The organism is Rheinheimera sp. (genome assembly GCF_037442525.1).
Classification (GTDB): Bacteria; Pseudomonadota; Gammaproteobacteria; order Enterobacterales; family Alteromonadaceae; genus Pararheinheimera.
This window is the reverse complement of record NZ_JBBIQD010000001.1, coordinates 24626-49988: the sequence shown is the minus strand read 5'-3', so window position 1 is coordinate 49988 and position 25363 is coordinate 24626. Positions and strand designations below refer to the sequence as shown.

The following is a 25363-nucleotide window of genomic DNA, read 5'->3' as shown; positions in this document are numbered from 1 at the left end:
ATTAAATGACGAACAGAGACTCTAAAGCGCCCTCGACGACCTTGAGTGTGCTGGCATTTATCTTCTGGTTGGTGGTGGCTGTCGTGATCGTGACCACCCCTCTGGACTTGAGCAGTCAAACCTTATTTGGTCTGGCCTGTGGTGTGTTGTTGATTTTGGTGGCTCGCATCAAAAACCACTGGACTCATATGGTCATGCTGTTGATGTGTGTCATTGTCTCCACCCGTTACCTGTATTGGCGTACCACAGAAACCCTGGTGTTTGACAGCCTGCTGGAAGGTTTTCTTGGCATAGGCTTACTGCTGGCTGAGTTTTATGCCTGGATTATCCTGACGCTGGGCTTCTTTCAGACCATCTGGCCGCTGGAGCGCCGCATCGTGCCCATGCCGGATGATGTCTCTGCCTGGCCCACCGTAGATGTTTACATTCCAACCTACAACGAAAGCCTGGATGTGGTGAAAGACACAGTACTGGCGGCGCAAAATATTGATTACCCACGCGACAAACTGAAAATTTATATTCTGGATGACGGTCGGCGCGCTGAATTTGGTGCTTTTGCGGCAGCTGCTGGCGTCGGCTATATCAGCCGTGATGACAATAAACACGCCAAAGCGGGTAATCTGAACAATGCCATCCGGCTGACAGACGGTGAGCTGATCTGCATATTTGACTGTGATCACGTAGCAACCAGAGCTTTTTTGCAGGCGACAGTGGGGGCTTTTGTGACAGACCCAAAACTGGCATTAATGCAGACACCACATTTCTTCTACTCACCAGACCCCTTTGAACGGAACCTGACCACGGGCAATGAAATTCCGCGTGAAGGCGAATTGTTTTACGGCCCGGTGCAAAAAGGCAACGATTTCTGGAATGCCGCATTTTTCTGCGGCTCCTGTGCTGTGATACGACGCAGTGCAATTGAGGAAATTGGTGGCTTTGCGGTAGAAACAGTGACAGAAGACGCTCACACGGCGCTGAAACTGCAGCGACGGGGCTGGAATTCCGCCTTTTTGGGTTTGCCGCTGGCCGCCGGGCTGGCCACTGAACGTCTGGCATTGCATATTGGTCAGCGTGCGCGTTGGGCCCGGGGCATGATCCAGATCCTGCGGATGGACAACCCACTGTTGGGCAGAGGATTAACCTTGCCCCAGCGTTTGTGTTACCTCAACGCCATGATGCATTTTTTGTTTGCCTTGCCCCGTATCGTGTTTTTAACCGCCCCCCTGTGTTACCTGTTATTTGGTCAGAACATTATTGATGCCTCACCAGAAATGATTCTGGCTTATGCATTGCCGCACCTCTTATTTACCACCTACACCAACTCTCGATTGCAGGGGCGTTTCAGGCACACCTTCTGGGGCGAAATTTACGAGGCTGTGCTGTCGTTCCATCTGGTGCTGCCAACCATCGCCACCCTGTTAAATCCGCGCAAAGGCAAGTTCAATGTGACCGAAAAAGGCGGTTTACTGGAAAACGGCTATTTTGACTACGACATTGTCAAACCACATTTGTTTACCCTGGTGCTGCTGATCTGTGGTGTGTTGTCCGGCATCGTGCAGCTTATCTGGAATGAGTATTACAATATTGAACCTAAAGTGCTGGCACTGAACCTGTTCTGGGCCGGCTTCAGCTGCATTATGTTGTTTGCTTCCGTCGCTGTGGCCCGTGAAATGAAACAGGTGCGGCGGACAGTCCGTCTGGATATTTCATTGCCGGTAGTGTTGCATCTGGAATCTGGTCACACCCGTAAAACCAAGTCGATGAATTTATCGATGGGGGGCGCCCAGGTGGAGAATGTGACCCAGCAGGAAGACAACGAACAGATCCGTGATATTGAGATCTCGTTGAATAACACCGCGATGGTGTTCCCGGTCGATACCATCTACAGGGATGAAGAATGTATCCGCTTCAGCTTTGGTGACTTGCCTATTGCGCAGCGACGCGAACTGGTCAAAGTGGTGATGGGCCGCGCGGATGCCTGGTTACCCAGCTACACCGAGCACAAAGACAATAACATCTTATTATCTTGCTTTCGGGTGATGCGCTCCATTGCCGGTTTATTCCAGGAATCCATAGTGAAGAAAAAGGAAAGGGAGTATGAAGCCGAAGGTGCCGCCCGTCCGCTCAGCGGCTGGAAAGCCAGACTGGCATTGTTAGTGGTGATTGCAGTCAGTGCTGTCATTCTGTCAAACCAGGCGCTGAGTGCGCCTGTCACCCTGGCTGAAAAACCAGTCGTGATGGCCAAAGGCAATAAGGTGTGGGACAGCCGCACTGAAATCTACTCTTTTGAAGATCTCGGCGCGCTGGAAGACATTTACTTTTTTGGAAATAACACGGCATCGGGTCTGAATTTCACGCTACGTAATGATGAATTTGTCCGCAGTGCCCAGCTGAAGTTAAAACTGAATTATTCCGAGGCTTTGCTTGAAGATGAAAGTTTTCTTGATGTGGTGCTGAATGGACAGTTGCTGAAGACGGTGGAGTTGTCGCCTTTTAATGCCAAGTCCCTGGAAGTGGATATTGCCATTGAGCCGGCGCTGGTGCTGAGCACCAACAATCTTGGCTTCCGTCTGACCGGTCGTACTGTGCAGGAATGTCAGAACGAGTTGTCCAAAGAAATTTGGATCAAGGTTCAGCGCGATTCTTCCTTGAGTATGTCAGTGCAGCGCCTTCCGGTCAGTCCGGATTTGGCCAGGTTTCCTGAACCCTTTTTTAATCCAGGGGCGATGAACCGGGTGTCAGTGCCTGTGGTGCTGCCGGTCAATGCCAGTGTGGCGACGCTGACCAGTGGTGCCATAGTCGCATCGTACATTGGCCGGGTGGCGGAGTACCGCAATCTGAGTTTCCCAGTGATGCGAAACCTGATCCCGATGGAAAACGCCATTGTGTTTGTCACGCCGGATGAGCGTATTCAGGGCTTGACCTTGCCCAGGATCCAGGGGCCGGAACTGCGGTTAATTGACAACCCATTAAGCCCTGTTTACAAATTACTGCTGGTGATGGGCCGCACGCCGGAAGAGCTGAAAACTGCCGCTACTTATCTGGTCACCCGCAGTTCGGCACTCAAAGGTACAGTGGTCAAGGCCGAAAAAGTCAGCCGTGATCTGATGCAAGCCTATGAAGTGCCCCGCTGGACCACCACACACAGAGCCGTGCAGTTTTCTGAATTCTTGCAGGAATCTCAGCTGGCCAGCCATGGCTTGTTCCATTCGCCGGTGGAGTTGAATTTCCGGGCATCGCCGGATCTGTTTTTTTGGGATGGTGAATACATTCCAATGACCATCAAGTATAACTTTCCGGAAGGCGACTGGCTGGATGAACGCAATTCATCACTGGATGTGTCATTAAATGGCCGTTACCTCGCGTCTTTACCGGTGAACCAGACCGGTGTCTGGGCCACGTTGAACCGCTGGCTGGGCCGGGACATCCGACAGGAAAGTGCCAGGTTGCGTATTCCGCCTTATTTACTTTATGGTGAAAACAAACTGCGGCTGTACCATCATTTTGCGGTGAATTCGACCGGCTGTGATCTGAATGTACCTAAAGAAATCACCGGCCGTATTCACGGTGATTCCAGTATCGATTTGACTGCGGCGAAAAACTTTACGCAATTGCCAAACTTATCTTATTTCGTTGGTGTTGGTTTTCCGTTTACGCGCCGGGCTGATCTCTCTGAAACCGTGGTGTTATTGCCAGCCCAGCCTGGCAATGAAGAAATTGAAACCTTGTTTGAACTGGCTGCACGGATGGGGCGTGATACAGGCTACCCGGCACTGGAACTCAGTGTAAAAACCGGCCTGAGTTACACTGAAGATCTTCAAGGCCATGATTTACTTGTTATTTCAAACTTTAAAGAGCTAAAAAAATCGCACATACTGAATCAAAGTGCCTTTGAAGTGCAACGTGACCGGCTGCAGGTAAAATCCTACAGCACTCTGGAGCATGTGTTGTGGTTTTTAAAAGGTGACTGGACCAGAGAAACCAAAGCGGCGGCCCGAGTGCTGGACAGCACACAAAATGTGCAGGGGCTGTTTAGTTTTGTGTCACCTGTTGATCAGGAGCGTGTGGTGGTTGTAGTGGCGGCTGAAACCTCTGCTCAGTTACCTCAACTGATCGAATCACTGAACAAGCCGCTGGTCAGCAGTGAAGTATTGTGGGACATGTCGTTGGTGGATTCAGACGGCAAGGTACGCAGTGCCAGAGTCGGCGAACAAATTGCGGTTGGCCGCATGCCCTGGCATATGGAGCTGCGCTGGTTTTTTGGCCAGCACATTATTTTTATGGTGATAGGCCTTGCCTTAGCGGCCTTTGCGGGGGCCGCTATTTTGTATCCATTATTAAAACAACGGGCTGAGTACAGAATTAAGATGGGATCCGGGATAAATGAATAGATCAATGCTGGCTGTATTCACCTTTTGTTTGTTGGGACAGGCCGTTGCCGCCGACGACCAGACCAGTTTTGGTGGCTTGTTTGAGCAGGCAGACTTCTGGCAGGAACGCAACCGCAGCGATCTGGCCCGCGACGCGCTGCAAAAAATTCTGGCCGCAGACCCGAATAACCTGGAAGCGATTTACCGGATGGGGGTTTTGGCGGCGCGTGACAACAACGAAGCCGAGTTAAAAAAATGGTCAGGGTTGCTGGCCAGCCTGTCACCACTGGATCCCCGTTTAAAAGAGCTGACAGCTGTGCAGGTGGCCCGGCAAATTGACCCGGCCACTTTGAGTGAAGCGCGCCGTCTGGCCGCCTCAGGCCAATACGATTTGGCAATTTCGCGTTACAAAGAGGTCTTTGGCAGTGACACACCCACCCAGGATTTAGCGGCTGAGTATTACCTGACCTTAGCCGGTACACCGGCAGGTCTGGCGGTTGCCAAAAAAGAGCTGAAGCAGTTGCACGAACTGCGTCCGGCATCCGGCAGTATCCGGCTGGCCTATGCTCAGGTGCTGAGTTATGACGAAGGCAGTCGCAGGCAGGGGATCCGTATGCTGGCCGAGCTGGCGCCAGGTTCTGAAACAGCCCGAAGCAACTGGCGTCAGGCTCTGCTGTGGCTCGATGTCAAAGCTGCAGATAAAAACCTGTACGAACAGTACAACCAGCAGTTCCCGGACGATGTTGAAGTGATGGACTACTTCAGGGAAAAGGCCAAGTCTGGATCCACGGCGGCGGTGTTAAATAGCCGGACTCTCGGCTACCGGGCTCTGGATGCTAACCGGCTCAGCCAGGCTGAAAGTTATTTTCGCAAAGCGCTGACCGAAAACCAGAACGACGCTGATGCGCTGGCCGGTATTGGTTTAATTCGTCTGAAACAGCAGCAGTTCAGTCAGGCCAAAGACACCCTTGGTCGTGCCATGGCAATGGCGCCCGGCAAAAGTAACAACTGGCGTCAGGCTTATCTGTCGGCTGATTTTTACAGCCGGATGGCCAGGGTGCAACAACTGACCGATCAGGAAAACTACCAGCAGGCACAAACCGAAGTCGCGGCTTTAATCAAATTCCCGGCCCCCTTTGATCTGGAGGCGCAGGTGGTTTCTGGTCAGCTGCAACAAAAACAAGGACAGCTGGAACAGGCGAAATCCACCTTTGCGGCTGTGTTACAGAAAAAACCGTCCCATACAGCGGCCAAACTGGGGTTGGTGGGCGTACTGCAAAGTATGGGGCGCTGGGAAGAGGCCGAACGTTTAGCGGCTCAGTTGTCTGAAGCTGAACGTGGTCAGATTGCCGGCTTGTCTCAGCCTGAAGTGCAGCGGTTACGCGCGGATGCGGCCAACAGCAACGATTTACTGGCGGAAATTAGCCTGCGCCGGGCGTTAAAGCTGGCCCCGGACGATCCATGGGTCCGGCTGGATTTGGCCCGGCTGGTGCAGAAACAGGGGGAACCGGCGAGGGCCCGAGCGGTCATTGAGCCCTTGCTCAGTCAGCCGGACGCAGATTCCCGCTTTGCTGCAGCTATGTTTGCCAGTGAGCAGCAACGCTGGCGCGATGTGGAGCAAATTATGGCGTCGGTGCCAGCCGCTCAGCAGACGGCTGCCATGCGGGAGCTGGCAGTACAGGCGGCTGCGCGGGCTAAATTAAGCCGGGTGTTGCAACGCGCTGCGGCAGGGGATCAGGACCACGCACAACAACTGATCACAGAGATGATGCAGCAGGGCTCAATGAGTGCAGGTGCAGCCGGCGACTTGGCTGCTGAGCTGTTAAAAAGTGGTCAGTCGGGCCTGGCGTATCAGGTGGTTGAAATGGATTTGATGCGTGGCATGACCGATGCTCCGTCTCAGTACCTGAGCCATATCACAGTGCTGAATGAAACCGGTCATGCACGGCAGGCCAAACTCTTGTTGTCGGAGCTGATGCTCAGATCCGACCTCAGCCAGACCGACAAAGCTCAGTTTGATCAGTTGCAACGAGGACTGGCCGTCAGGGAAGCGGATGCGCTGAGAACGGATGGTCAACTGGCGCTGGCGTACGATTTGCTGGCGGCGCATCTGCGTGAGTTTCCGGAAGACGAAAGCCTGCTGCTGGCCATGGCTCGGCTTTACCAGGATGGCAAAAAGACCAACGAAGCTGAACAGATTTATGACTATGTACTCAGACTCAAACCCGACAGCAAAGAGGCGCTGTCAGGGGCTGTCGAACTGGCGCTGCAAAAAAATAACCCGGAGCGCGCCCGTCAGCTGTTAAACAAACTGGACTGGAATAGCAACCAGCAACCAGAATGGCTGATGCTGGCCGCCAGGGTTGCTCAGGCGGAAGGCGATCATGACAGGGCAACAGAGCTGCTGGTCAAAGCCCGCAAACTGGCGTATCAGAATACGGCGGTCTGGGGACAGACGGAAACAAGCCCTTCCTCTAACCCATTCCGTGAGACTGCTGAGACAGAAAACAATCCGTTCCGTGACCGGAAACAGAAACGGAGTTTTGCCCGCAACAGCAGGCCAGAATGGCTGCCTGGTCAGCCTGGGGTTGCCGATATTCAGAGTGCTGAAGTCCGTAATCCGTCGGCGTCCCTGTTTGAACAAATTGACAGCATGTTGGTGGCGATTGAGCAGGACACCAAAACCCGGATTGACACCGATGTCGTCCTTCGGGTGCGCGAAGGCGCGGATGGATCCTCAGGCCTGGCTGCTGTTGAAACGCCGATCACCCTGTCTACCGGCCTGTTAGGGGGCCGGGTCGAGGCCAGTGTCACTCCGGTGTCGCTGAACTCAGGCACAGTGGAAACAGAAAACGACATCAACCTGTTTGGCCGTGGTGCCGTGGTCAATGCTTCCAGCGGGTTAAGTGCGCGAATGGAAGTACTGGGGGATGTACTGGATGATATTGATGATTTGGGGGTGGCCTACGAAAGTGCGAAAAAGGTTTCTGACGCTGCCGAAACTGCACCGAATACAACAGAAGCTGAGATAGCACGTCTTCAGGCCGTGACAGCAGCAGCTAAAACCGTCTTTGACCGGGCTGCCGCTATTGATTTATTTCAGACCTTTGATTTGACAGCCCGCAACCTGACATCCAGTCAGCTTGAACTGATTGACGAGTTTCTAAACGAAAACTATGGTGCATCCACTATTACGCTGGATTCATCCTCCGTTGAAGCGTTCAGGGAAAGCCGGGCCAGGCTGGAAAGCCTGATCGCCGCAGCACAGAACCAACTGGATACCCTGGCCATCAGCACAGGCAACCCGCAGACTCAGCGCAATTCAGGGGTCGCTCTGGCGGTGGGTTATAAGAGTGATCTGCTCAGTGCTGATGTGGGAACCACTCCTTTGGGATTTGATAAAACCAATGTGGTCGGTGGCCTGAAAGTGCAGCCGGAAATTGCCAAAAACACCCGGGTCGTGCTGCAGGGCGAACGCCGTGCAGTCAAAGACAGCCTGCTGTCCTACGCTGGCACTGTGGACCATGTCAGCGGTGAGCGTTGGGGGGCCGTGACCAAAACGGGCGGCAGTCTGGGGCTGAACTTTGACAACGGGGCCGCCGGGGCTTATGGCTCGGTGTCCAAACATAAGTACGATGGCGACAATGTGGCGTCCAACAGATCCGAAGCGGCAGAGGTCGGTGCATATTACCGCCCGGTGCGTGATCCGGATGAGCAGCTGCAGTTAGGTATTCATGTCAGCTACAACAGCTTCGATCAAAACCTGAGCAAATTTACCTTTGGCCATGGTGGCTACTTCAGCCCGCAGGATTATGTCAGTGTGGCGTTTCCTGTCAGTTATGGTGCTACAGTGAACGACTGGAGTTATAACCTGTTGTTTGCACCTGGCTTTCAGAGCTACAGCGAAGATGGCAACAGTCTGTTCCCGACCGATGCAGCAGCACAGGCCGCACTGGATTTATTCTATGCACTTGGTGCCTTTGATCAGGCAGGTTATGCCGCCTCCAGCAAATCTGGTTTTGGCATGAGTTTTGGCTTAAATGGTGAATACAGACCCAGCCCGGATCTGAAGTTTGGTGGACAGCTGGCGTACGACAGTTTTGGTGAATACAACGAGTCGGTGATCCGGTTATATATGAAGTATCTGGTGGGAGGGACAAATGACTGATCAGGCGGATATAACTGTAGATTATTTTTTCCGCCAACAAACTCAGGCGGCCTGGATCCCCTTTGTGCGGGTTTTTATTGCTGAAATTGTACAGACCGCCGGGGAAGCTGGTGCCGATTCCTTTTTACGTCAGATGGGCAAGCGGCTGGCAAAAGACTATCCTTTGGCGCTGTACAACAGCATTGAAGAGCTTGAGCGTTCCATCAATGGGGTGCTGAAACAGTTTCAGTGGGGCTGGGTGCGTATTCAGGTGCTGGACAGCAGTCTGCTGTTGCGCCACGGTGCCTTTCCGCTGCCTTCGTATGGCGATGCCGGGCAGGAAAGGCTGGAAGCGCGGTTGTTCAGTGCGCTGCTGGAAGGTTTGTATCAGAGTTGGTTGGTGTCATTGGGTGGGAAACCCGATGTCCAGGTCAGAATGCGCAAAGCAGAAGCCGGAGGTCTATTTGAATTTGTTTATGGAAAAAGCCGGCAGGATCATCCGGGTCACCATGCCTGGCCTAATTAGTCTGCTGTCCGGTCTGCTGCTGATGTCCATGTCATGCCTGGCTGATACTTCGGCAGACTGGTCAGGTTACAAACAACGTTTTGTCACCCCTGAAGGCCGTGTTGTCGACACTTTTAACAAAATCAGCCATTCCGAAGGGCAGGGATGGGGCATGTTGTTTGCCCAGGCCAATGATGATCCGCAGACCTTTGAATCCATGTGGCGCTGGACCCGAAAAAATCTCGCCAGAAAAGACAACAGGTTATTTTCCTGGCGCTATGACAGTCAGTCTTTGCCTGCAGTCACAGATCCGAACAACGCCAGTGATGGTGACATTCTGATCGCCTGGGCCTTGCACAAAGCGGCACAGCGCTGGAAAAACCCGAATTACGCTGCAGCTTCTGCGGCAATCCGTCGCGATATCCATCAGTTACTGATACGTCAGTTTGCCGGTTATACGGTGTTGCTGCCTGGCTTGTCAGGTTTTGATTCTGACCACTATGTGGATATCAATTTGTCCTATTGGGTGATCCCTGCCTTTAATGATTTCGCCAAGCTGGAGCCAGAGCTGCAGTGGCAGGCTCTGGTGCGCGATGGCCAGAAGTTATTGGCTTTATGCCGCTTTGGCGAACTGAAATTACCAACAGACTGGATCCGCCTCGAGCAGGATGCCAAAGTCTCACCGACGCCGGAAAAACCAAGCCGTTTCAGTTACGATGCAGTACGGATCCCCATGTATTTCGTGTGGGGCAGGGCTTTAACTCCCGAGCTGAAGCAGCCATTTCTGGCGTTCTGGCCACAAGGCCAGGTGATTGCAGACTGGGTGGATGTGAAATCCGGAGAAAAAGCCAATTACCCTGCATCCAGCGGAATTAAAGCTGTGCAGGCATTGCTGCATGGCGACAGCAGTTTTATTGCGGCCCAACTGAAAGCGGAAGACGACTACTACGCCGCCTCGCTGTTGATGCTAAGCAAACTGGCTGCGCAGTCTGTATTAACTGGCCCTGCACACGGGCAACTGACTGGTAAAACGACGGATCTGCGGCAATTGCCCCCGGGCGGGCCTTAACACCGACCAATAACGGGCTGCGCCTTTCGCCTGAGTTCCCCAGTCTGACGAGCTGATCTGGCCATCGGTTTGCACCCATTTCTGCATAATTCGTACAGCACAACTTAGATTAATAGCCGGATCATGCAGTTGCTCTGCCTTTGTGATGTTGCAACTGTAACGTGGCTGGTTGGCACTTTCCTGCGAGATTTGCAACAAACCGCGGCTGATCACCGGTTTGCCTTTGCCATCGCGGAATTTTTCCTGATAGCGGGTCAATGGCTGGAAATTACTTTCAGGTTTAGCCATCGCAGACAACAAGCCCACCCAAAACTTACTGCGCTGATGCAAGGTCAGTTTGGGGTAAGCCGGACAAAATTGCGTGATATCCGCAGGTTTGAGCTGAGGTAATTTCGATTGCTGAACAGAGCGTTCCAATTGTCTGGTCCAGCTGCCGTCTTTGTTGTGGCCTGCCCAGGCTGCGTAGTCATACGACATCATGGCCTGTAATGGAAAAATAAAACAGCAAAGGCTCAAGCAGTTGAATAAAGTGCGCATAAGAGAAGTGTGATCTGAAGTTCTTGTTCTGTATCGGAAGCGATTGGCAAAACTGTACCAGCCTCACGCATTTTTTTCAGCTGTGCAGTGATTTTTCTGTTGGCTTTGCTGCTGACAGCTGTTGGTTGACTGAGGTAACCTGACAGCCAGCCCGAATAAAGTACTGAAGACAACTGCAGGGAGATGCTATGCCCCATGATCACTCAGGTCATTCTCATTCTCACGGCCATTCCCACCATGGGCACCATCACGGCTCTGAAACGGGCAATATCGCCGTTGCCTTCTGGCTGAACTTCAGTTTCAGCCTCATTGAGCTGATCGGTGGCTTGTTAACCAACAGTGTGGCGATTCTGGCGGATGCAATGCACGATTTGGGAGACAGCCTGGCCATTGCGTTTGCCTGGGCTGCTGCCAAAGTGTCTGGCAAAGCACCCAATCAAAGGTATAGCTATGGCTACCGGCGCTGGTCCTTACTCAGTGCTCTGGTCAACAGCCTGATCCTGGTGTTAGGCAGCTGTTGGATTTTGTACGAAGCTGTGCCGCGGCTTTGGGACCCGGTGTTACCCCATGCGCCAGGTATGATGGCGCTGGCTGTGTTGGGGGTGTTGGTGAATGGCGCTGCTGTGCTGAAATTACGGCTGGGTAAAACTCAGAATGAACAGGTGCTGACCTGGCATTTGCTGGAAGACGTCTTTGGTTGGGTGGCAGTGTTAGTAGGCTCTTTACTGATTTACCTGACCGGTTGGGCTGTGATAGACCCGTTGCTCAGTATAGGTTTTACGTTGTTTATTTTACTGAATGTCTGGCGCAACCTGCGCCGCACCTTTGGCCTGTTTTTACAGGTATCGCCGGACCCGGCGCTGACACAGGAACTTGAAGAGAAGCTGCAGGCGCTGAATTTTGTCAGCGAGGTGCATCATTTGCATTTGTGGTCATTGGATGGTGAAAAGCATGTGTTAACGGCCCACCTGGTGCTCACTGTGGCCGAACATCCGGACTTGCCTGCATACAAACAGCAAATCCGCGAGCTGTTGGCGCCTTACCGGCTGCAACATACGACGATCGAATTTGAGTTTGCTGCAGAAGCCTGCCGCGATCATTAAGAGTGCAGAGCAGGCGCAGCGCGCTGCTGCTGTACCTGCTGTGGGCTGGCCGCTTATTGACTGATTTCGTCCAGTGATAACGAAAAACTGGGCACAAAAACCTGCAGGAAGTACTTTACTTCAGGTAAATCATAGGTGGCCAGCATGCCTTCCAGCCGCTTTTGGGCAAGCACAAATTCATGATTCCCCGCAGAAATTTCTTCCAGGGTTTTACCATAAGCACATAGAGTGTCGGCCGCCTTGACCAGTTGTTTTTCCGTCTGGCTGTAGCTGTCGCTGAGCAACAGACACTCGTAATGGGCCTGTAACTCAGGCGGCAGCATTGCCAACAACTTTTGCTCGGCTATCTGTTCAATCTTTTTGTACTCCTGCGCTATTTGCGCATTGAAATACTTGACCGGCGTAGGTAAATCACCAGTCAGTACTTCACTGGCATCGTGAAACAAAGCCAGAGTGGCCACGCGGTCCGGATTGATTTCTCCCTGAAATAATTCGCGGCGGATAGTGGCCAGCATATGGGCAACCACCGCCACCTGGTGGCTGTGTTCAGCCACATTTTCAGTGGTGACATTGCGCATCAGGGGCCAGCGGTTAATCAGCTTCATCCGGAACAAATGGGCAAAAAAATGGCTGTTGGCTGTCATTGGGAATAACCAGTAACAAACTGACCCAGGCGACCAATGGCCATTTCCAGCTGTTCTTTATGGGGTAAAAACACAATACGGAAATGATCCGGCTCCGGCCAGTTAAAGGCGGTGCCATGCACCAGCAACACTTTATGCTGGCGCAAAAAATCCAACACAAAGAGTTCGTCGTCTTTCACTTTTATTTTTTTGCGGTCTATTTTGGGGAATAAGTACATGGCGCCTTTGGGCCGCACACAACTTAAACCGTCAATGTCGCTGACCAGCCGGTGCGCCAGATCCATTTGGTCGTACAAACGACCACCAGGTACAATCAACTCATTAATGCTCTGATAGCCACCTAATGCAGTTTGAACCGCGTGCTGGCAGGGCACATTGGCGCATAACCGCATCGACGCCAGAATATTCAGGCCTTCAATATAGGACTTGGCCAGATGCTTGGCGCCGGACAGGAAAATCCAACCAACACGAAAACCGGCAATACGGTAGTTTTTCGATAAACCGCCGAAGGTCAGGATAAATAAGTCATCCGCCAGCGCTGCCGTGCTGGTGTGAGTCGTGCCGTCGTATAAAATTTTGTCATAAATTTCATCGCTCATTACCACCAGTTTGTGTTCACGGGCTATCGCCAGCAGTTCCAGCAGCATGGCGTCGCTGTAGACAGCCCCCGTCGGGTTATTCGGATTAATCAGCACCAGGGCTTTGGTCTTTTTGCTGATTTTACCGCGCAGGTCGGTCAGGTCTGGCATCCAGTCGGCTTGCTCATCACAGCGGTAATGCACGGCTTTACCGCCAGCCAGGTTCACTGCGGCAGTCCAAAGCGGGTAATCAGGAGAGGGGATCAGCACTTCATCGCCATTATCCAATAATCCCTGTAGCGCCATCAGAATCAGTTCAGACACCCCATTGCCAATATAGACATCGTCGGCGTCAGCGCCGCGTATGCCACGCTGCTGGTAATACTGAGCAACGGCAACCCGGGCCGGATAGATGCCCTGAGAGTCGCTGTAGCCTTGGGCATTGGGCAGGTTATGGATCACATGCTTGAGAATTTCATCCGGTGCTTCAAAACCAAAAGGGGCAGGGTTACCAATATTGAGCTTAAGAATACGTTGGCCTTCTTCTTCCATCCGTTTCGCTTCACGTGCCACAGGGCCTCGAATGTCGTAACAAACCCCGTCCAATTTACCCGAACGCTCAATCGTTTTCATACCACTACCCGTTTATCCCCTGAAAGTCATTGTTGTTTCGACGTTTTCACACATCCAGACGTCTTTTGCAATCACCATCAGGAAAAAAAGTCAGCGCCGAGGCAGTCGCCACTGCTGCCACTGTGGGGTAAAACGCCAATAGTGGCCTAAGGCTTGTTTTAAATCGTAAAAGCTGGTGACAGGCAAGCTTTGACCACTGACGCAGGCATAGGTAAAGCGGTGGCAGTTATTGCGCAACAAGTCATAGGACTGGTAACTGTACAGCTGAGAGAGCGCACGCTCTGCTGCCGCAGCTGAACCTATGATCTGGCCTGATGCTGTGGCGGCCAGATACAAATCTTCACCGGAGCGCTGGCCGACAAAACGCTCGAACGACAGCACCCGGATCAGGCCTGAACCTGCCAGCTCAATCACCTGACCATCGCCAATATAAATGCCGCTGTGTTCAAACAGGTGATAAATTTCACAACACACCACAGCCCCGATTGGGACTGCGGTGTGCAAGGCGGAACTGTGGCGCATCACTGCTGATGATTGACCTTAATATCACCGACACCGACATTGGCATTCAGACGCAAAGTGCCTGAGCCAGTCAGTTTGCTGTTGCTGGTGACCATAGCCCGTTCAGTCTGATAACGGCCAGCACCACCGCGGATCGCCGTATCACCAACGCCGGCATCCAGTTCAATCTGCTGATACAGACGGGTGTCCAGTGCAAAATCCACATCACCGACCCCCACATCCACTTTGCCATTCTGGCGTAAACCTTCCACTTCGACAGAGCCGACACCTAAATCCAGCGCCAGACTCAAGTGGGCTGGCAGGCGGACAGTCCAGTTCTGTTCCACATCATCATCATCGTCGAGTTCAATGCGGATTTTGACGGTATCCCCCTGTTGGCGGACGTCAATTTTGGCGGCGGATAAATCGGCTCCAAAACCCAACCAGTTGTTATCTGGTTCCAGTTCGACATCCAGAGAGATCTCTGTGCCTTCGACGACGCGGATGTCCACTTCACCTACGGCGACATCCAGTTCAAAATGCTGCAGGTTTTTACTGTCCAGTTGCTGTTGCAGCTGCACTGTATCGGCGGCCAGGACAGTACCTGACCAGAGAACAGCAGCGGCGATGAAGTTGAGTTTATGCATGGTGTTTATCCTTATTGTTGTGTGTTAAATGGATTTATGCATAGAGTCTGCCAATTTTAAAGTTGTTATTTTTCATGTGCTTATGTTGGCGTGGTAGTGGCCGATTTGGCTTTTTCACCGCAGAATAGTCGAAAAACGCAGTTGAAGTGGTTAAAATACGCACCCATTCAGTTTTGACAACAGGCTTCTTCCTTTGACGGAGAAGTTCAACAGGAGATGTGATGCCAGCTCAGGTGATCAGCAGGTTAGGGCAAGTCGCAGTTGCCGCTGTGGTGCTGTACTGCGCCGCTTATCCTTTTTTGAACCCCGCACCTGTTGAAGACATTGTGTCGTTAGAGGATTGGCAAATGCCGTCCAAACTGGCGGCACTGGATGCAGCTGATCAGCGGAAATTACTGAAGCGGCTCGCTTATCCGGTCAGCATGCCAGAACTCAGTGCGGTGCCAGATTTTTCTGCCATGAAAGACGTGGACGAAAAGAAGAAGAAGTTTTTTGGTTATCTGTTGCCTTTTGTTGAACGCGAAAATGCCCGTTTGCTGAACCTGCGCCATCAGATCATTGAACTGGAACAACAGTATCAGCAACGGGAGCTGACAGTTGAAGAGTATGCATTTTTATTCAGCCTGTATGATGAATTTAAGCTGGATTACCCGGACGTCGATGCCACAGGCTTTACTGAGTTGTTAAAGCGTGTGGATGTGATCCCGGCAGAACTGGTGTTGGTGCAGGCGGCGAAAGAATCAGGTTGGGGTAGCAGTCGCTTTGCACTGGAAGCCTATAATTTTTTTGGTCAGTGGTGTTTTAAAGCGGGGTGTGGCCTGGTGCCATCGCAGCGTGGTGCCGGCAAATACCACGAGGTGGCGGTGTTTCCGCATGTTGCTGCCGCTGTGACCAGCTATTTCTATAACCTCAATACCTTCTATCAATACGAAGAGTTACGGGCATTGCGGGCGAAACAACGCAGCAGTGGCGAAGTGAAAGGGCAACATCTGGTGGCCGGTTTACTGAAGTATTCTGAACGTGGTCAGGCGTACGTCAACGAAATTGAAAAAATGCTGAGAGTGAACGATCAGCATATTGAGAGCTGATATGAAAGCTTGGATCATCGCGGCAGTGCTTTGCTGCAGCCTGCCATTGCAGGCTGACACTATTTTCAATTACGACGGCTTTTATGCCCGGATGAAAAAAAGCGAAAAGGCACAGTTCAGTGCTATTACGCTGGCCTTTGAATTGCAGCGTGCAGGCAGCTCAGAGCCTTGTGTGGTAGATAAAGCGCTGATTACCACAGATATCAGCGAGGCGCCATTGACCCAGGCGGCCAATGGCGAGTTGATCCTGCCTTATGATCAGCAATTGAATGACAATAAAGCGCTGATCCGGTTGCAACAGCCTGCAGGTGAAGCCCCCTGTGACCTCAATTTTAAACTGCGCTCCCGTCTGCCAATTGAGCGTGAAACCCAATTGGCTGTGTTGCAAGGGATGCACAGTCAATTTGATGCGCTGCTCGACAGCCTGGCCGGAGTCGGCAAGTACTGGTTGCCAGAAGTGCAGGGGCTGACGCTGCATTTTGCCGCTGAAGTGGTGGCCAGTTCGCCGGACCCACAGGTTCAGGCAGCACTGCATTGTGAAGGGCACAGCTGCAAACTGATGTTGAACAAAGCATTGACTCAGACCGCTGTGATTCAGTTCAGCCAGACACCGCTGTACGCTACACCTTTACTTGCCAGACCCTGATGCCGCTGTATTTGCTGACGCACCAGCGTGAGCTGGAAAGGCCAAGCAATACAGGACGTTTGGTGCTTGATGAACTTGCCCAGTATGCCAACCTGCAGGTGATCCGTCTTCAGTGGCAGCGCAAAAACCCCGACCCGCATTTAGTGCAACTGGCAGAACAACAAAAGTTGTGGTTGTTGTATCCAGCCTCAGAGCCGACAGAAGCTGTGGTAAGGCCAGAGCCGCTGTGTTGGGCCAGTCAGCACTGGGTGCTGCTGGACGCCACCTGGCAGGAAAGTCAGAAGATGCTCCGGCAAAGCCCGTATTTGCAGCAGGCAAAACGGCTGAGTTTACCTGCTTCCCACTCTGCTTATCTGCTGCGGCGCAATCAGCAGGCAGGGGCTTTATGTACGGCTGAAGTGGTGGTGCAGTTGCTGGCGTTGTCTGGTTGGCCTGAGCAGGGCGCTGCATTGGCGCAGCGCTTTAGGGATTTTAATCACCGCTGAGCGTATTACAGTCCAGTTTTAGCTTAATTCCACCGTCTGGATCTGTACGGCATGCTGTTGCTCCTGGTAGTCCTCGTCGGCCAACAAGCCCACCGGAATTTTAGGCACATCGACTTTATCAAAGGCGGTGTCGCCTTCGGCCAGTGTTTCCCCACGGCGAATGGCGGCAAAATCAAACAGATTTTTGTCCAGCATATGCGACAAGGTAATATTTTGCATGGCCTGGAACATGGTTTCGATGCGGCCAGGGAAACGTTTGTCCCAGTCCTGCAGCATTTCCTTGACCACCTGACGTTGCAGGCCGTCCTGTGAACCACAGAGGTTGCACGGGATAATAGGGAAGCCTTTGGCTTCTGCGTATTTTTCAATGTCTTTTTCTTTGCAGTAGGCCAGCGGACGGATCACTATATGCTCGCCGTTGTCACTGATTAGTTTCGGTGGCATCGACTTCATTTTTCCGCCGTAGAACATATTCAGAAACATAGTTTCAATCATGTCGTCCCGGTGGTGGCCTAAGGCAATTTTGGTGGCGCCGAGTTCTTTGGCGGTGCGGTATAAAATGCCACGACGCAGCCGTGAGCACAGAGAGCAGGTGGTTTTACCTTCCGGAATTTTTTCTTTGACAATGGAGTAAGTGTCTTCAGTGACAATTTTGTAGTCCACACCCAGTTGCGTCAGGTAGGCCGGCAACACATCCGCCGGGAAGCCTGGCTGTTTCTGGTCCAGATTCACCGCCACAATAGAGAATTCAATAGGTGCAGATTGTTGCAGATTCAGCAGTATATCCAGCAGGCTGTAGCTGTCTTTACCGCCGGACAAACACACCATCACTTTATCGCCGGCTTCAATCATGTCGAAATCCGCAATGGCCTGACCGACGTGGCGGCGCAGACGTTTATGCAGTTTGTTCAGATTGTATTGTGCTTTGGCTTGAACTGAATGTGACATGGACTAAAACCCCGACGAAAAAAGGCGCATAGTATACTGTGCGCCTTGGCTTGCGTCATCTGTGGTACTCAGTTTTTACTGAGCGGACAGACAAAATTGGCTGGTTTCACTGCCAGCACGTCGCAGTCGAGCCGGTCAATCACGTGTTCGGCTGTATTGCCTATAATGGCTGCCGACAAGCCGGTACGACCTATGGTCCCGATAACGACCATTTCAGCGTCCAGTTCAGTGGCCAGCCGGGGCAACACATCCTCTGGCATGCCTTCGGCGACATGGGTTTGCGCTTGGGGAATACCAAACTCAGCGGCCAGTTTTTGCACCGCCTGCTCGTGGTGTTGTTTCATATTCTGGTTGTAATCCTGCGGGTTAAATTCAGGAATTTCGATGGCGATGTTCACCGGCGTACCTGGATAGGCATTTACCAGCTGCACTTTGCTGTTGAGCAACGTAGCCAGCGCATTGGCCTGCTGCAAAATGCGTTGGTTTAACGAGCTGTGATGCACTTGTTCACTGCCGGCGTTGACAGCCGCAATGATATTGCCTTGCTCCGGCCAGCCATGGTCTTTGACCAGCAGCACGGGGCAAGGGCACTTGCGCAGAACGTGCCAGTCGGTAGGGGTAAAAATCATCGATTTTAAAACGTCGTGATCATGGGTCCCTTTGATCACCAAATCGAACTGTTGTTCCAGCACTGCCTGAACTATGGCTTCAAAGGGCCTGTTGTGCCAGACCACCTGAATATCAATACGCAGGCCTGCGGCCTGGTATTCAGCCACCAGATCACGGATCCACAGCTCGCGGTCCGCTATGACAGCCTGCCGCATGGACTCACGCTCTTCACCGGACAACATAGTGGTCATTTCGTAGGAAAAGTCGTAAATGGATAAAAACGCAGTGAGCTGGCAGTCCTGTAATCTGGCCAGTTCTATCGCTCTGTCCAGCGCCTTTTGCTCCACCACGGAAGGGTCGAGCACCACCAGAATGTTGGCATATGATGTCATGGTCGATCTCCTGCTTGGCGTTCGCTTTACACTAAGTGTAGCCAAGATAAGCTGATCGTCCGGTCTGGACCTTGTTTTAAATCAAGAGTCTGTGCGACTGACGGTGTATTTAACGGGCAATCACCGACTGTCCGGCTAACTGTTGCAAGGCTTCTGTGTCGATAATGGTAATGAGTTTACCATCGACCCGGATCAGCTCATCCTTATGGAATCGACCCAATAACCGGCTAATAGTTTCAACAGTCAGGCCTAAATAGTTGCCTATTTCACCTCTGGTCATACTTAAACGGAATTCTTTACGGGAAAATCCGCGGTTGCCAAAGCGGTTGGCCAGATTGGCCAAAAAGGCTGCCAGTTTTTCTTCGGCGTTTTTACGGTTCAGCAATAACAGCATTTGCTGGTCGCCACTGATGTCCTGGCTCATCAGCCGCATCAGTTGCTGCCGAAGTTTAGGCAATTGGTCCATCAACTGGTCAATTTGTGAGAATGGAATTTCACAGACCATGGCCGTTTCCAGAGCCTGGGCGTAACTGGGGTGCTGGTGCTCGCCGATGGCATCAAAGCCAATCACATCACCAGGTAAATGAAAACCGGTGATTTGCTCTTCACCTGCTTCGGTCAGGGTAAAAGTTTTAAAAGAGCCGCTGCGTACCGCATACAGGGCCGTCAGTTTTTTGCCGGATTCAAACAGGTAGTCGCTTTTATGGTATGGTTTTTTTCGGTCAATAATTTCATCCAGGCTATCCAGTTCGGCCTCGCTCAGGCTGAAAGGCAAACAGAGTTGACTGAAACCACAATGTTGACAGTTAAGATTGGCGTGCGACATAAAACTCACCCTGAGTAAAGACTGGGTTCAGCTTAAAAAAACCGCGGGGCAAGAGCAAGCCAAATCAGGTAAATTGCGTAAATGCCTAATAACAAAGCGGCACAAACCCGTACCTGCGTATGATTTTTAAAGCGGCTGAGCAGTGTTGCTGCTCCGCCGGATAACAAAATGGAGGGCAAAGTGCCAGCCCCAAAGGCGAACATCAAACTGGCGCCTGACAGCAGTTCACCACTCGCCAGTGCCCAGCCAAGCGCGCTGTACACCAGACCACAAGGCAAGAACCCCCAGCAGAGCCCGTAGGCCAAAGCTTTACGGCGACTGTTCAGCGGCATCAGGCGTTTAGCCACTGGCTGAATAGAACGCCAGAGCAGAGCGCCAGCCCGTTCCAGCTGATTTAAACCAAACCAGAGCCTGGCCAGATAAAGCGCCATGGCCAACAGCAACAAACCACTGAGCAGTTTCAACCAGAACAGAGCCAGCCCCAGGCTGGCCAATAACAAGGCGCCAAAACCGGCCACCAGAGCGCCGAGCAGGCTGTAGGTCGTTAAGCGCCCCAAACTAAGCAACAACTGCAGTTCTGTGCGTCGGGTCGCAGATGAACCAGTCATGCTCAGTTGCAGCGCACTGGCCATACCGCCACACATCACCAGGCAATGCCCGCTGCCTAAGAAACCAATACTGAATAAACTCAGCAGTTGCAGTGCAAACTCAGTCATCTTTTTTGGCTGTGTGCTTCGAAGAATCATCGTCGAACAAAATGCTGTAGCCTTCTTTGTTGAGATCCTCGAACTGTTTGCTGCGAACTGCCCAGAAAAAAATAGCCAGGCCCAAACAGACAAACAGAATGGCGATGGGGATCAGCACATAGATAATGCTCATGCTTTGAGTAACCTCAGTGAATTCGACACCACCAGCACAGAGCTGAATGACATGCCAATAACAGCGACCAGCGGTGAGACAAAACCACAGACAGCTAACGGAATAATCAACAGATTGTAGCCCATGGCCCACCAGAGGTTTTGTTTAATCACCCGCTGTGCCAACAGGGCGCCTTGCAGCAGCTGTGACAACTGACGCAGGTCGCTGTGCAATAACACCACATCGGCCTGGTTTTTTGACAGGTCGGTACCGCTGTCCAGTGCCACTGAGACATGAGCGGCGTGGAAGGACGGACTGTCGTTAATGCCATCACCCAACATCAGCACATGCTCGCCTTGGCGCACGGCCTGCTGAACGTGCGCCACTTTTTGCTCCGGGCTGCAGCCTTTTTCGACCCGATCAAAAGCCAGGCCGGATGCCACTTTGTCTACTTGCGCTGAACTGTCACCGGTCAGCAGCACCAGTGTTAATTGCTGCTGCTTCAGTGCTGTCAGTGTCTGGCCGGTTTCTGGCCTTAATTGATCGTCCAGTTCAACGGCCAGTTGCAATTGACCATCGATACAACAATACACCTGCGCTTCTGCGATGGTGTCACAACCACAGAAGTCAGCGCTGCCAACCTGAAGCTGGTGTTGCTGGCCGTCCGGAGTTGTCCACAGTGCAGACAGGCCTTCACCTATATGCAGCTGTACATCGGTTAACCTGTCTGTTGTATGCAGATAAGACCGAAATGCACTGGCAATAGGGTGTTCTGAATAGGTTTCCAGCCGGGCAATCAGTGCCATCAGCTGTTCCTCAGACCATGTGCTGCCGACACGATGGGTGCGGGCCACACTAAAACGGCCTTGGGTCAGGGTACCGGTTTTATCCAGAAACAGGGTGCTCAGCTTGGGCAACACTTCCAGTACCTGTTGATTTTTAATCAGTATGCCTTGCCGGTTCAGTCGTGCCAAAGCGCAGGTAATAGCGGTTGGGGTCGCCAGAGTTAACGCGCAGGGGCAGGTAGCGACCAGCACAGATAAAGTGACCCAAAAGGCCCGTTCCTGATCAATCCAGATAGACCAGACGATAAAGGTGGCGGTGGCAATCAGCAGCAGGCGCTGAATAAAAAACTGTGCCAGACGGGTGGTTTTTTCGATGATCTGTGGTTTTTGGTTTAAGGTTTGCTGCTGCAGCGCAATGATCTGCCCCAGGCGTGAACTGACCAGTGCCTGTGAGACTTGTACCTGCAGAATGCCATCGTGGTTCACAGTGCCGGCCAACACCGTATCGCCAGGGCCTTTGGCCACAGCTTTGTATTCGCCGGTCAGCATGGACTCATCGGCTGAGCTGTGTCCTGTCAGTACCAGGCCATCTGCGGCAATGGTTTCACCTGCCTGCACCAGAATGCAATCGCCGGGCTGCAAACGTTTTGCCGGAATAATTTGTGGCTCGTTGCCACCAAGCAACCGGGCTGACACAGGCATGACTTTCAAAAGATTTCCTGTGGCGGCCCGGGCACGGGCCCTGGCGCGGAATTCAAAAAATTTTCCCAGCTGCAGCAGAAAAATAAACATGGTGACGGACTCAAAATACACCTCACCGGTTTCAAACACTGTGGCATAGGCGGACGCGAAAAAAGTGTAATACACCGCCAATGTGACAGGCACATCCATATTCAGCTGACGGGTTTTCACAGCGCGCCAGGCACTTTGCGTAAAAGGTTTACCGGCATAAAACACCACAGGGGTGGCCAGCAAAAAGCAAATCCAGCGCAGGTAGCCTTCAAATTCAGGTTCAATACCGGTGTAATCACCAAAATAGAGGCCAATGGCCAGCATCATCACCTGCATACTCATAATGCCAGCGACGGCCAGACGTTTCAGAAACTGACGCAGTTCCGCTTGCTCTTGCTGCTCTTCGTTGTCGGCAATAAATGGACTGGCCTGATACCCCAGCGCCTGAATTTTCTGAAGTACGGTGCTGAGTTTTAACTGCTCAGGGTCCCAGTTCAGCTGCAGGCGGGCGGTGGACGAGTTCACCGATGCCCGGTGGATAGCGGGTTCGGCATTCAGCTGCTTTTCGATCAGCCAGGCACAGGCGGCGCAGCTCATTCCGGATAACGACAGCTCGATCTCTGTGCCTGCGGCACTGCGATGAGTCAGTTCGGCCAAAACGTCAGCACTGTCATAACTTTGCAGTTTGAGTTCGTCCGGCACCAGGCCAGCTTTGCTGGCGGGAGCGGTGCGGAACCTGTAATAATCGGTGAGCCCCTGTTCGACAATGGTCTGGGCCACTGCCAGACAACCCGGGCAACAAAAGGACTGGGGTTGCCCCTCAATAGTCAGTTGAAACTGACTGCCAGTGGGGACAGGTTCATGGCAATGAAAACACAACACAACAACAGCTCCTGATGGCTTTTAATAGCCAAGCGGAATTTCTTTTTCCGCCGGCAACATGGCCGTGGCTCTTAATTTCCAGTCTTTGTGTTCATCAGACACCACCAGGTTCCATTTACCGGTTAAGGTGGAGGGCAGAGTGGCCACATAGAGATTTTCTCCGCTGCGCTCTGCGGTTACCGCAAAATCTTTGGCGGCGATGGTGTTGTGGAAAAACTCCAGGTTCAGATGCTGACCCAGCGTTTTATTTTCCTGAAAGCGCACTATCACCTGATTGCCCGCAATCAGTGTACTGGCCTGCAGATTACGCAAGGCTGACTCTCGGTACAACGCCAGATTCATATTGATAGCCCGGCCTTCTTTGTAATAGTCATCGACCACCAGATCTGGATTGGCACCCTGCATGACGTAAATGGTGTGGCCGGCTTTAATAAAAGACACCAGCGGGAAAGCCAGCAGGATCCAGGGCCAGACTTGTTTATACCAGGGTTTATCGTGGCTCAGCATCATCGGTTCTCACTTTAGAGCGTTAGATAGCACTAAGCCCCACAGGTGGGGCTTAGCTGATTCAAACCACCGGATTTATTTGGTGGATTCTTCCGGGCGGGACAAGCGGTACACATAAGCAGCGATAATATGGATTTTATCGTGACCTAAGGTGTCTTTGAACGCTGGCATCTGACCGTTACGGCCTTTCATCAACGTTTCTTCCACAGTACCGGCAGAACCGCCGTATAACCAGATATTATCTGTCAGGTTAGGAGCACCAAAGGGCAGGTTATGCGCCAGGCTGCCTTTACCATCGGCACCGTGACAGGCCGCACACATACCAAACTTGGCTTTACCCGCTTCAGCGTCTTTGTCATTGACTTTACGGCCTGACAGACCCAGCACATAAGCCGTCATTTCCTTCACGCCTTGCTCACCCAGAGCGTCGCCCCAGGCTGGCATTGCCGCCTTACGGCCATGCGTAATGGTTTCGACGATCTTATCCGGGGTGCCACCGTACAGCCAGTCATCGTCGGTCAGGTTTGGAAAACCACGCTGACCACGGGCATCTGAACCGTGACACTGGGCACAGTTTTGCAAAAACAGACGCTGGCCTATTTTCAGTGCTGCCGGGTCATACGCCAGATCCATAATGTCGCGGCTGGTGAACTTGGCAAACTCTTTACCATAAGTTTCGTTGGCCACTTCATACTCGCGATCCAGTTGAACATTGCGGCCTTCGGCCTTGGCGGCTTCAATGGCGGCTTTCGACTCCGCCAGGTTTTTAATGCCCTGATTCGAACTGGTCCAATTCAGTAAACCTTTCCACTGACCCAGGCCAGGGTAGGCGGCGAAATAATACACTGACCAGGCGATACATGCGTAAAACATGTAGGTCCACCATTTCGGCAGTGGATTGTTAATTTCTTCAATGCCGTCAAACTCATGGCCTGTCGATTCGCCTTCTTTCACCCCAACGTAGTTTTTGAGGTTCCAGGTCAGCAGCACGAAGCACAATACAATAACGGCAAGCGTTAAAACGATGATCCAAATGCTCCAAAAGCTACTCATGATCCGATTCCTGTTTCTGTTGTTGTTGTGGTTTGTCATCGGCAAAAGGCAGATTTGCCTGTTCATCGAAGTCTGGTCTGCGCTTTAACAAGAACAACCAGACTACGAGGCTGATAAAACCCACAAACACGACCACTGTAAAAATGCTGTGTAGAGTTGCGAAATCCATAGGGATTACTTCAACGCTGTGCCCAGTGACTGCAGATAAGCAATCAGGGCCTGCATTTCTGTTTTGCCCTTGACGGCTTCTTCTGCTCCGGCAATGTCGTCAGCGGAATACATCACGCCATCTTCATCGTTCGGGTGCATTTTGCCTTTGGTTAACAGGTTGAAGGTTTCCATCTTCTTCGCTGTTAATTTGCCGTCCAGAACATTCCGGTCCAACCAGGGGTAACCTGGCATGTTGGACTGAGGTACAACAGAACGTGGATCCATCAGGTGAGCGTGGTGCCAGTCATCGCTGTAACGACCACCGACACGGGCCAGATCAGGACCTGTACGTTTGGAACCCCACAGGAAAGGGTGTTCCCAGACACTTTCACCGGCAACAGAATAGTGGCCATAACGCTCTACTTCATGGCGGAACGGACGAATCATCTGACTGTGGCAGTTAGTACAGCCTTCGCGGATGAAAATGTCACGGCCTTCCAGCTGCAGTGCACTGTATGGCATTAAACCGTCCACAGGTTCAGTGGTTTCTTTCAAAAAGATCAGTGGGGTAATTTCCACTAAAGTGCCGAAACTGATAGCAACAACAGTACCAATAGCTAACCAGCCAGCGCTTTTTTCAAATTTTTCGTGATGGTTCTTAGACACGA

Annotated in this window: 24 protein-coding genes; 8 read left to right on the top strand and 16 right to left on the bottom strand. The window is 52.2% G+C overall.

Features of this window, described 5'->3' with window-relative positions; all coding sequences use genetic code 11:
- The first annotated feature begins 5 nt into the window (after window positions 1–5).
- From bcsA to WKJ03_RS00205, 4 genes are read left to right on the top strand one after another with little or no spacing between them, the layout of a single operon-like run.
- Complete coding sequence (gene bcsA, locus WKJ03_RS00220) at window positions 6–4391, top strand: UDP-forming cellulose synthase catalytic subunit (protein WP_337840138.1); 4386 nt, start codon at window positions 6–8, stop codon at window positions 4389–4391.
- Window positions 4384–8538 carry a cellulose synthase subunit BcsC-related outer membrane protein gene (locus WKJ03_RS00215; protein WP_337840137.1) on the top strand — a complete coding sequence of 1385 codons (4155 nt, stop codon included), beginning with the start codon at window positions 4384–4386 and terminating at the stop codon, window positions 8536–8538. The genes bcsA and WKJ03_RS00215 overlap by 8 nt, the downstream gene beginning before the upstream one ends.
- Window positions 8531–9043, top strand: a complete 513-nt coding sequence (bcsD, locus tag WKJ03_RS00210; RefSeq protein ID WP_337840136.1) for a cellulose biosynthesis protein BcsD — start codon at window positions 8531–8533, stop codon at window positions 9041–9043. Before WKJ03_RS00215 ends, bcsD begins: the two co-directional genes overlap by 8 nt.
- Window positions 9027–10091: a glycosyl hydrolase family 8 gene (locus WKJ03_RS00205; RefSeq protein ID WP_337840135.1), complete on the top strand. Its 1065-nt coding sequence runs from the start codon at window positions 9027–9029 to the stop codon at window positions 10089–10091. The genes bcsD and WKJ03_RS00205 overlap by 17 nt, the downstream gene beginning before the upstream one ends.
- On the opposite strand, the gene WKJ03_RS00200 is transcribed toward WKJ03_RS00205, so the two are convergent.
- Both WKJ03_RS00200 and WKJ03_RS00195 read right to left on the bottom strand, forming a co-directional pair.
- On the bottom strand, window positions 10017–10568 hold the full coding sequence (locus WKJ03_RS00200) for a transglycosylase SLT domain-containing protein (protein WP_337840134.1): 552 nt from the start codon (window positions 10566–10568) through the stop codon (window positions 10017–10019). The genes WKJ03_RS00205 and WKJ03_RS00200 overlap by 75 nt on opposite strands.
- A gap of 35 nt (window positions 10569–10603) precedes the next feature.
- Window positions 10604–10825 (bottom strand): hypothetical protein, encoded by a 222-nt coding sequence (locus WKJ03_RS00195; protein ID WP_337840133.1) that lies wholly within the window; start codon window positions 10823–10825, stop codon window positions 10604–10606.
- On the opposite strand from WKJ03_RS00195, the gene WKJ03_RS00190 reads away from it, so the two are divergent.
- Complete coding sequence (locus tag WKJ03_RS00190; protein WP_337840132.1) at window positions 10817–11731, top strand: cation diffusion facilitator family transporter; 915 nt, start codon at window positions 10817–10819, stop codon at window positions 11729–11731. The genes WKJ03_RS00195 and WKJ03_RS00190 overlap by 9 nt on opposite strands.
- A gap of 53 nt (window positions 11732–11784) precedes the next feature.
- Here WKJ03_RS00190 and yfbR read toward each other — a convergent pair whose 3' ends face one another.
- The 4 genes from yfbR to WKJ03_RS00170 form a co-directional block, all read right to left on the bottom strand.
- Window positions 11785–12375, bottom strand: a complete 591-nt coding sequence (yfbR, locus tag WKJ03_RS00185) for a 5'-deoxynucleotidase (protein WP_337840131.1) — start codon at window positions 12373–12375, stop codon at window positions 11785–11787.
- A complete protein-coding gene (locus WKJ03_RS00180; RefSeq protein ID WP_337840130.1) occupies window positions 12372–13586 on the bottom strand; it encodes a pyridoxal phosphate-dependent aminotransferase in 1215 nt (404 codons plus the stop codon). Before WKJ03_RS00180 ends, yfbR begins: the two co-directional genes overlap by 4 nt.
- A gap of 90 nt (window positions 13587–13676) precedes the next feature.
- The gene (locus WKJ03_RS00175) at window positions 13677–14108 is read right to left on the bottom strand and encodes a lecithin retinol acyltransferase family protein (RefSeq protein WP_337840129.1); all 432 of its coding nucleotides are present in this window, start codon (window positions 14106–14108) and stop codon (window positions 13677–13679) included.
- Window positions 14108–14734, bottom strand: a complete 627-nt coding sequence (locus WKJ03_RS00170; protein ID WP_337840128.1) for a hypothetical protein — start codon at window positions 14732–14734, stop codon at window positions 14108–14110. The genes WKJ03_RS00175 and WKJ03_RS00170 overlap by 1 nt, the downstream gene beginning before the upstream one ends.
- Before the next feature lie 221 nt (window positions 14735–14955).
- Here WKJ03_RS00170 and WKJ03_RS00165 point away from each other — a divergent pair, with 221 nt between their 5' ends.
- Genes WKJ03_RS00165 through WKJ03_RS00155 form a run of 3 tightly spaced genes read left to right on the top strand, consistent with a single transcriptional unit; the run spans window position 14956 to window position 16953 of the window.
- A complete protein-coding gene (locus WKJ03_RS00165) occupies window positions 14956–15822 on the top strand; it encodes a glucosaminidase domain-containing protein (RefSeq protein ID WP_337840127.1) in 867 nt (288 codons plus the stop codon).
- Between the two features lies 1 nt (window position 15823).
- The gene (locus WKJ03_RS00160; protein WP_337840126.1) at window positions 15824–16468 is read left to right on the top strand and encodes a DUF2987 domain-containing protein; all 645 of its coding nucleotides are present in this window, start codon (window positions 15824–15826) and stop codon (window positions 16466–16468) included.
- On the top strand, window positions 16468–16953 hold the full coding sequence (locus WKJ03_RS00155) for a DTW domain-containing protein (RefSeq protein ID WP_337840125.1): 486 nt from the start codon (window positions 16468–16470) through the stop codon (window positions 16951–16953). The genes WKJ03_RS00160 and WKJ03_RS00155 overlap by 1 nt, the downstream gene beginning before the upstream one ends.
- Window positions 16954–16971: 18 nt before the next feature.
- On the opposite strand, the gene ttcA is transcribed toward WKJ03_RS00155, so the two are convergent.
- From ttcA to ccoO, 10 genes are all read right to left on the bottom strand, one after another.
- Complete coding sequence (gene ttcA, locus WKJ03_RS00150; protein WP_337840124.1) at window positions 16972–17901, bottom strand: tRNA 2-thiocytidine(32) synthetase TtcA; 930 nt, start codon at window positions 17899–17901, stop codon at window positions 16972–16974.
- A 68-nt stretch (window positions 17902–17969) separates the two neighbouring features.
- Window positions 17970–18902, bottom strand: coding sequence for a universal stress protein UspE (gene uspE / locus WKJ03_RS00145; protein WP_337840123.1), 933 nt, complete (start codon window positions 18900–18902; stop codon window positions 17970–17972).
- 109 nt (window positions 18903–19011) lie between these two features.
- Entirely contained in the window at window positions 19012–19728 is a 717-nt protein-coding gene (fnr, locus tag WKJ03_RS00140) for a fumarate/nitrate reduction transcriptional regulator Fnr (RefSeq protein ID WP_337840122.1), read from the bottom strand.
- A gap of 32 nt (window positions 19729–19760) precedes the next feature.
- Entirely contained in the window at window positions 19761–20444 is a 684-nt protein-coding gene (locus WKJ03_RS00135; RefSeq protein ID WP_337840121.1) for a sulfite exporter TauE/SafE family protein, read from the bottom strand.
- Window positions 20437–20607 (bottom strand): cbb3-type cytochrome oxidase assembly protein CcoS, encoded by a 171-nt coding sequence (ccoS, locus tag WKJ03_RS00130; RefSeq protein WP_337840120.1) that lies wholly within the window; start codon window positions 20605–20607, stop codon window positions 20437–20439. Before ccoS ends, WKJ03_RS00135 begins: the two co-directional genes overlap by 8 nt.
- Entirely contained in the window at window positions 20604–22985 is a 2382-nt protein-coding gene (locus WKJ03_RS00125) for a heavy metal translocating P-type ATPase (RefSeq protein WP_337840119.1), read from the bottom strand. The genes ccoS and WKJ03_RS00125 overlap by 4 nt, the downstream gene beginning before the upstream one ends.
- Before the next feature lie 21 nt (window positions 22986–23006).
- Window positions 23007–23495, bottom strand: a complete 489-nt coding sequence (locus WKJ03_RS00120; RefSeq protein ID WP_337840118.1) for a FixH family protein — start codon at window positions 23493–23495, stop codon at window positions 23007–23009.
- A 72-nt stretch (window positions 23496–23567) separates the two neighbouring features.
- Complete coding sequence (ccoP, locus tag WKJ03_RS00115) at window positions 23568–24545, bottom strand: cytochrome-c oxidase, cbb3-type subunit III (protein WP_337840117.1); 978 nt, start codon at window positions 24543–24545, stop codon at window positions 23568–23570.
- Window positions 24538–24714, bottom strand: a complete 177-nt coding sequence (locus WKJ03_RS00110; protein WP_337840116.1) for a CcoQ/FixQ family Cbb3-type cytochrome c oxidase assembly chaperone — start codon at window positions 24712–24714, stop codon at window positions 24538–24540. Before WKJ03_RS00110 ends, ccoP begins: the two co-directional genes overlap by 8 nt.
- A gap of 5 nt (window positions 24715–24719) precedes the next feature.
- The gene (ccoO, locus tag WKJ03_RS00105) at window positions 24720–25361 is read right to left on the bottom strand and encodes a cytochrome-c oxidase, cbb3-type subunit II (RefSeq protein WP_337840115.1); all 642 of its coding nucleotides are present in this window, start codon (window positions 25359–25361) and stop codon (window positions 24720–24722) included.
- Window positions 25362–25363 lie beyond the last annotated feature (2 nt).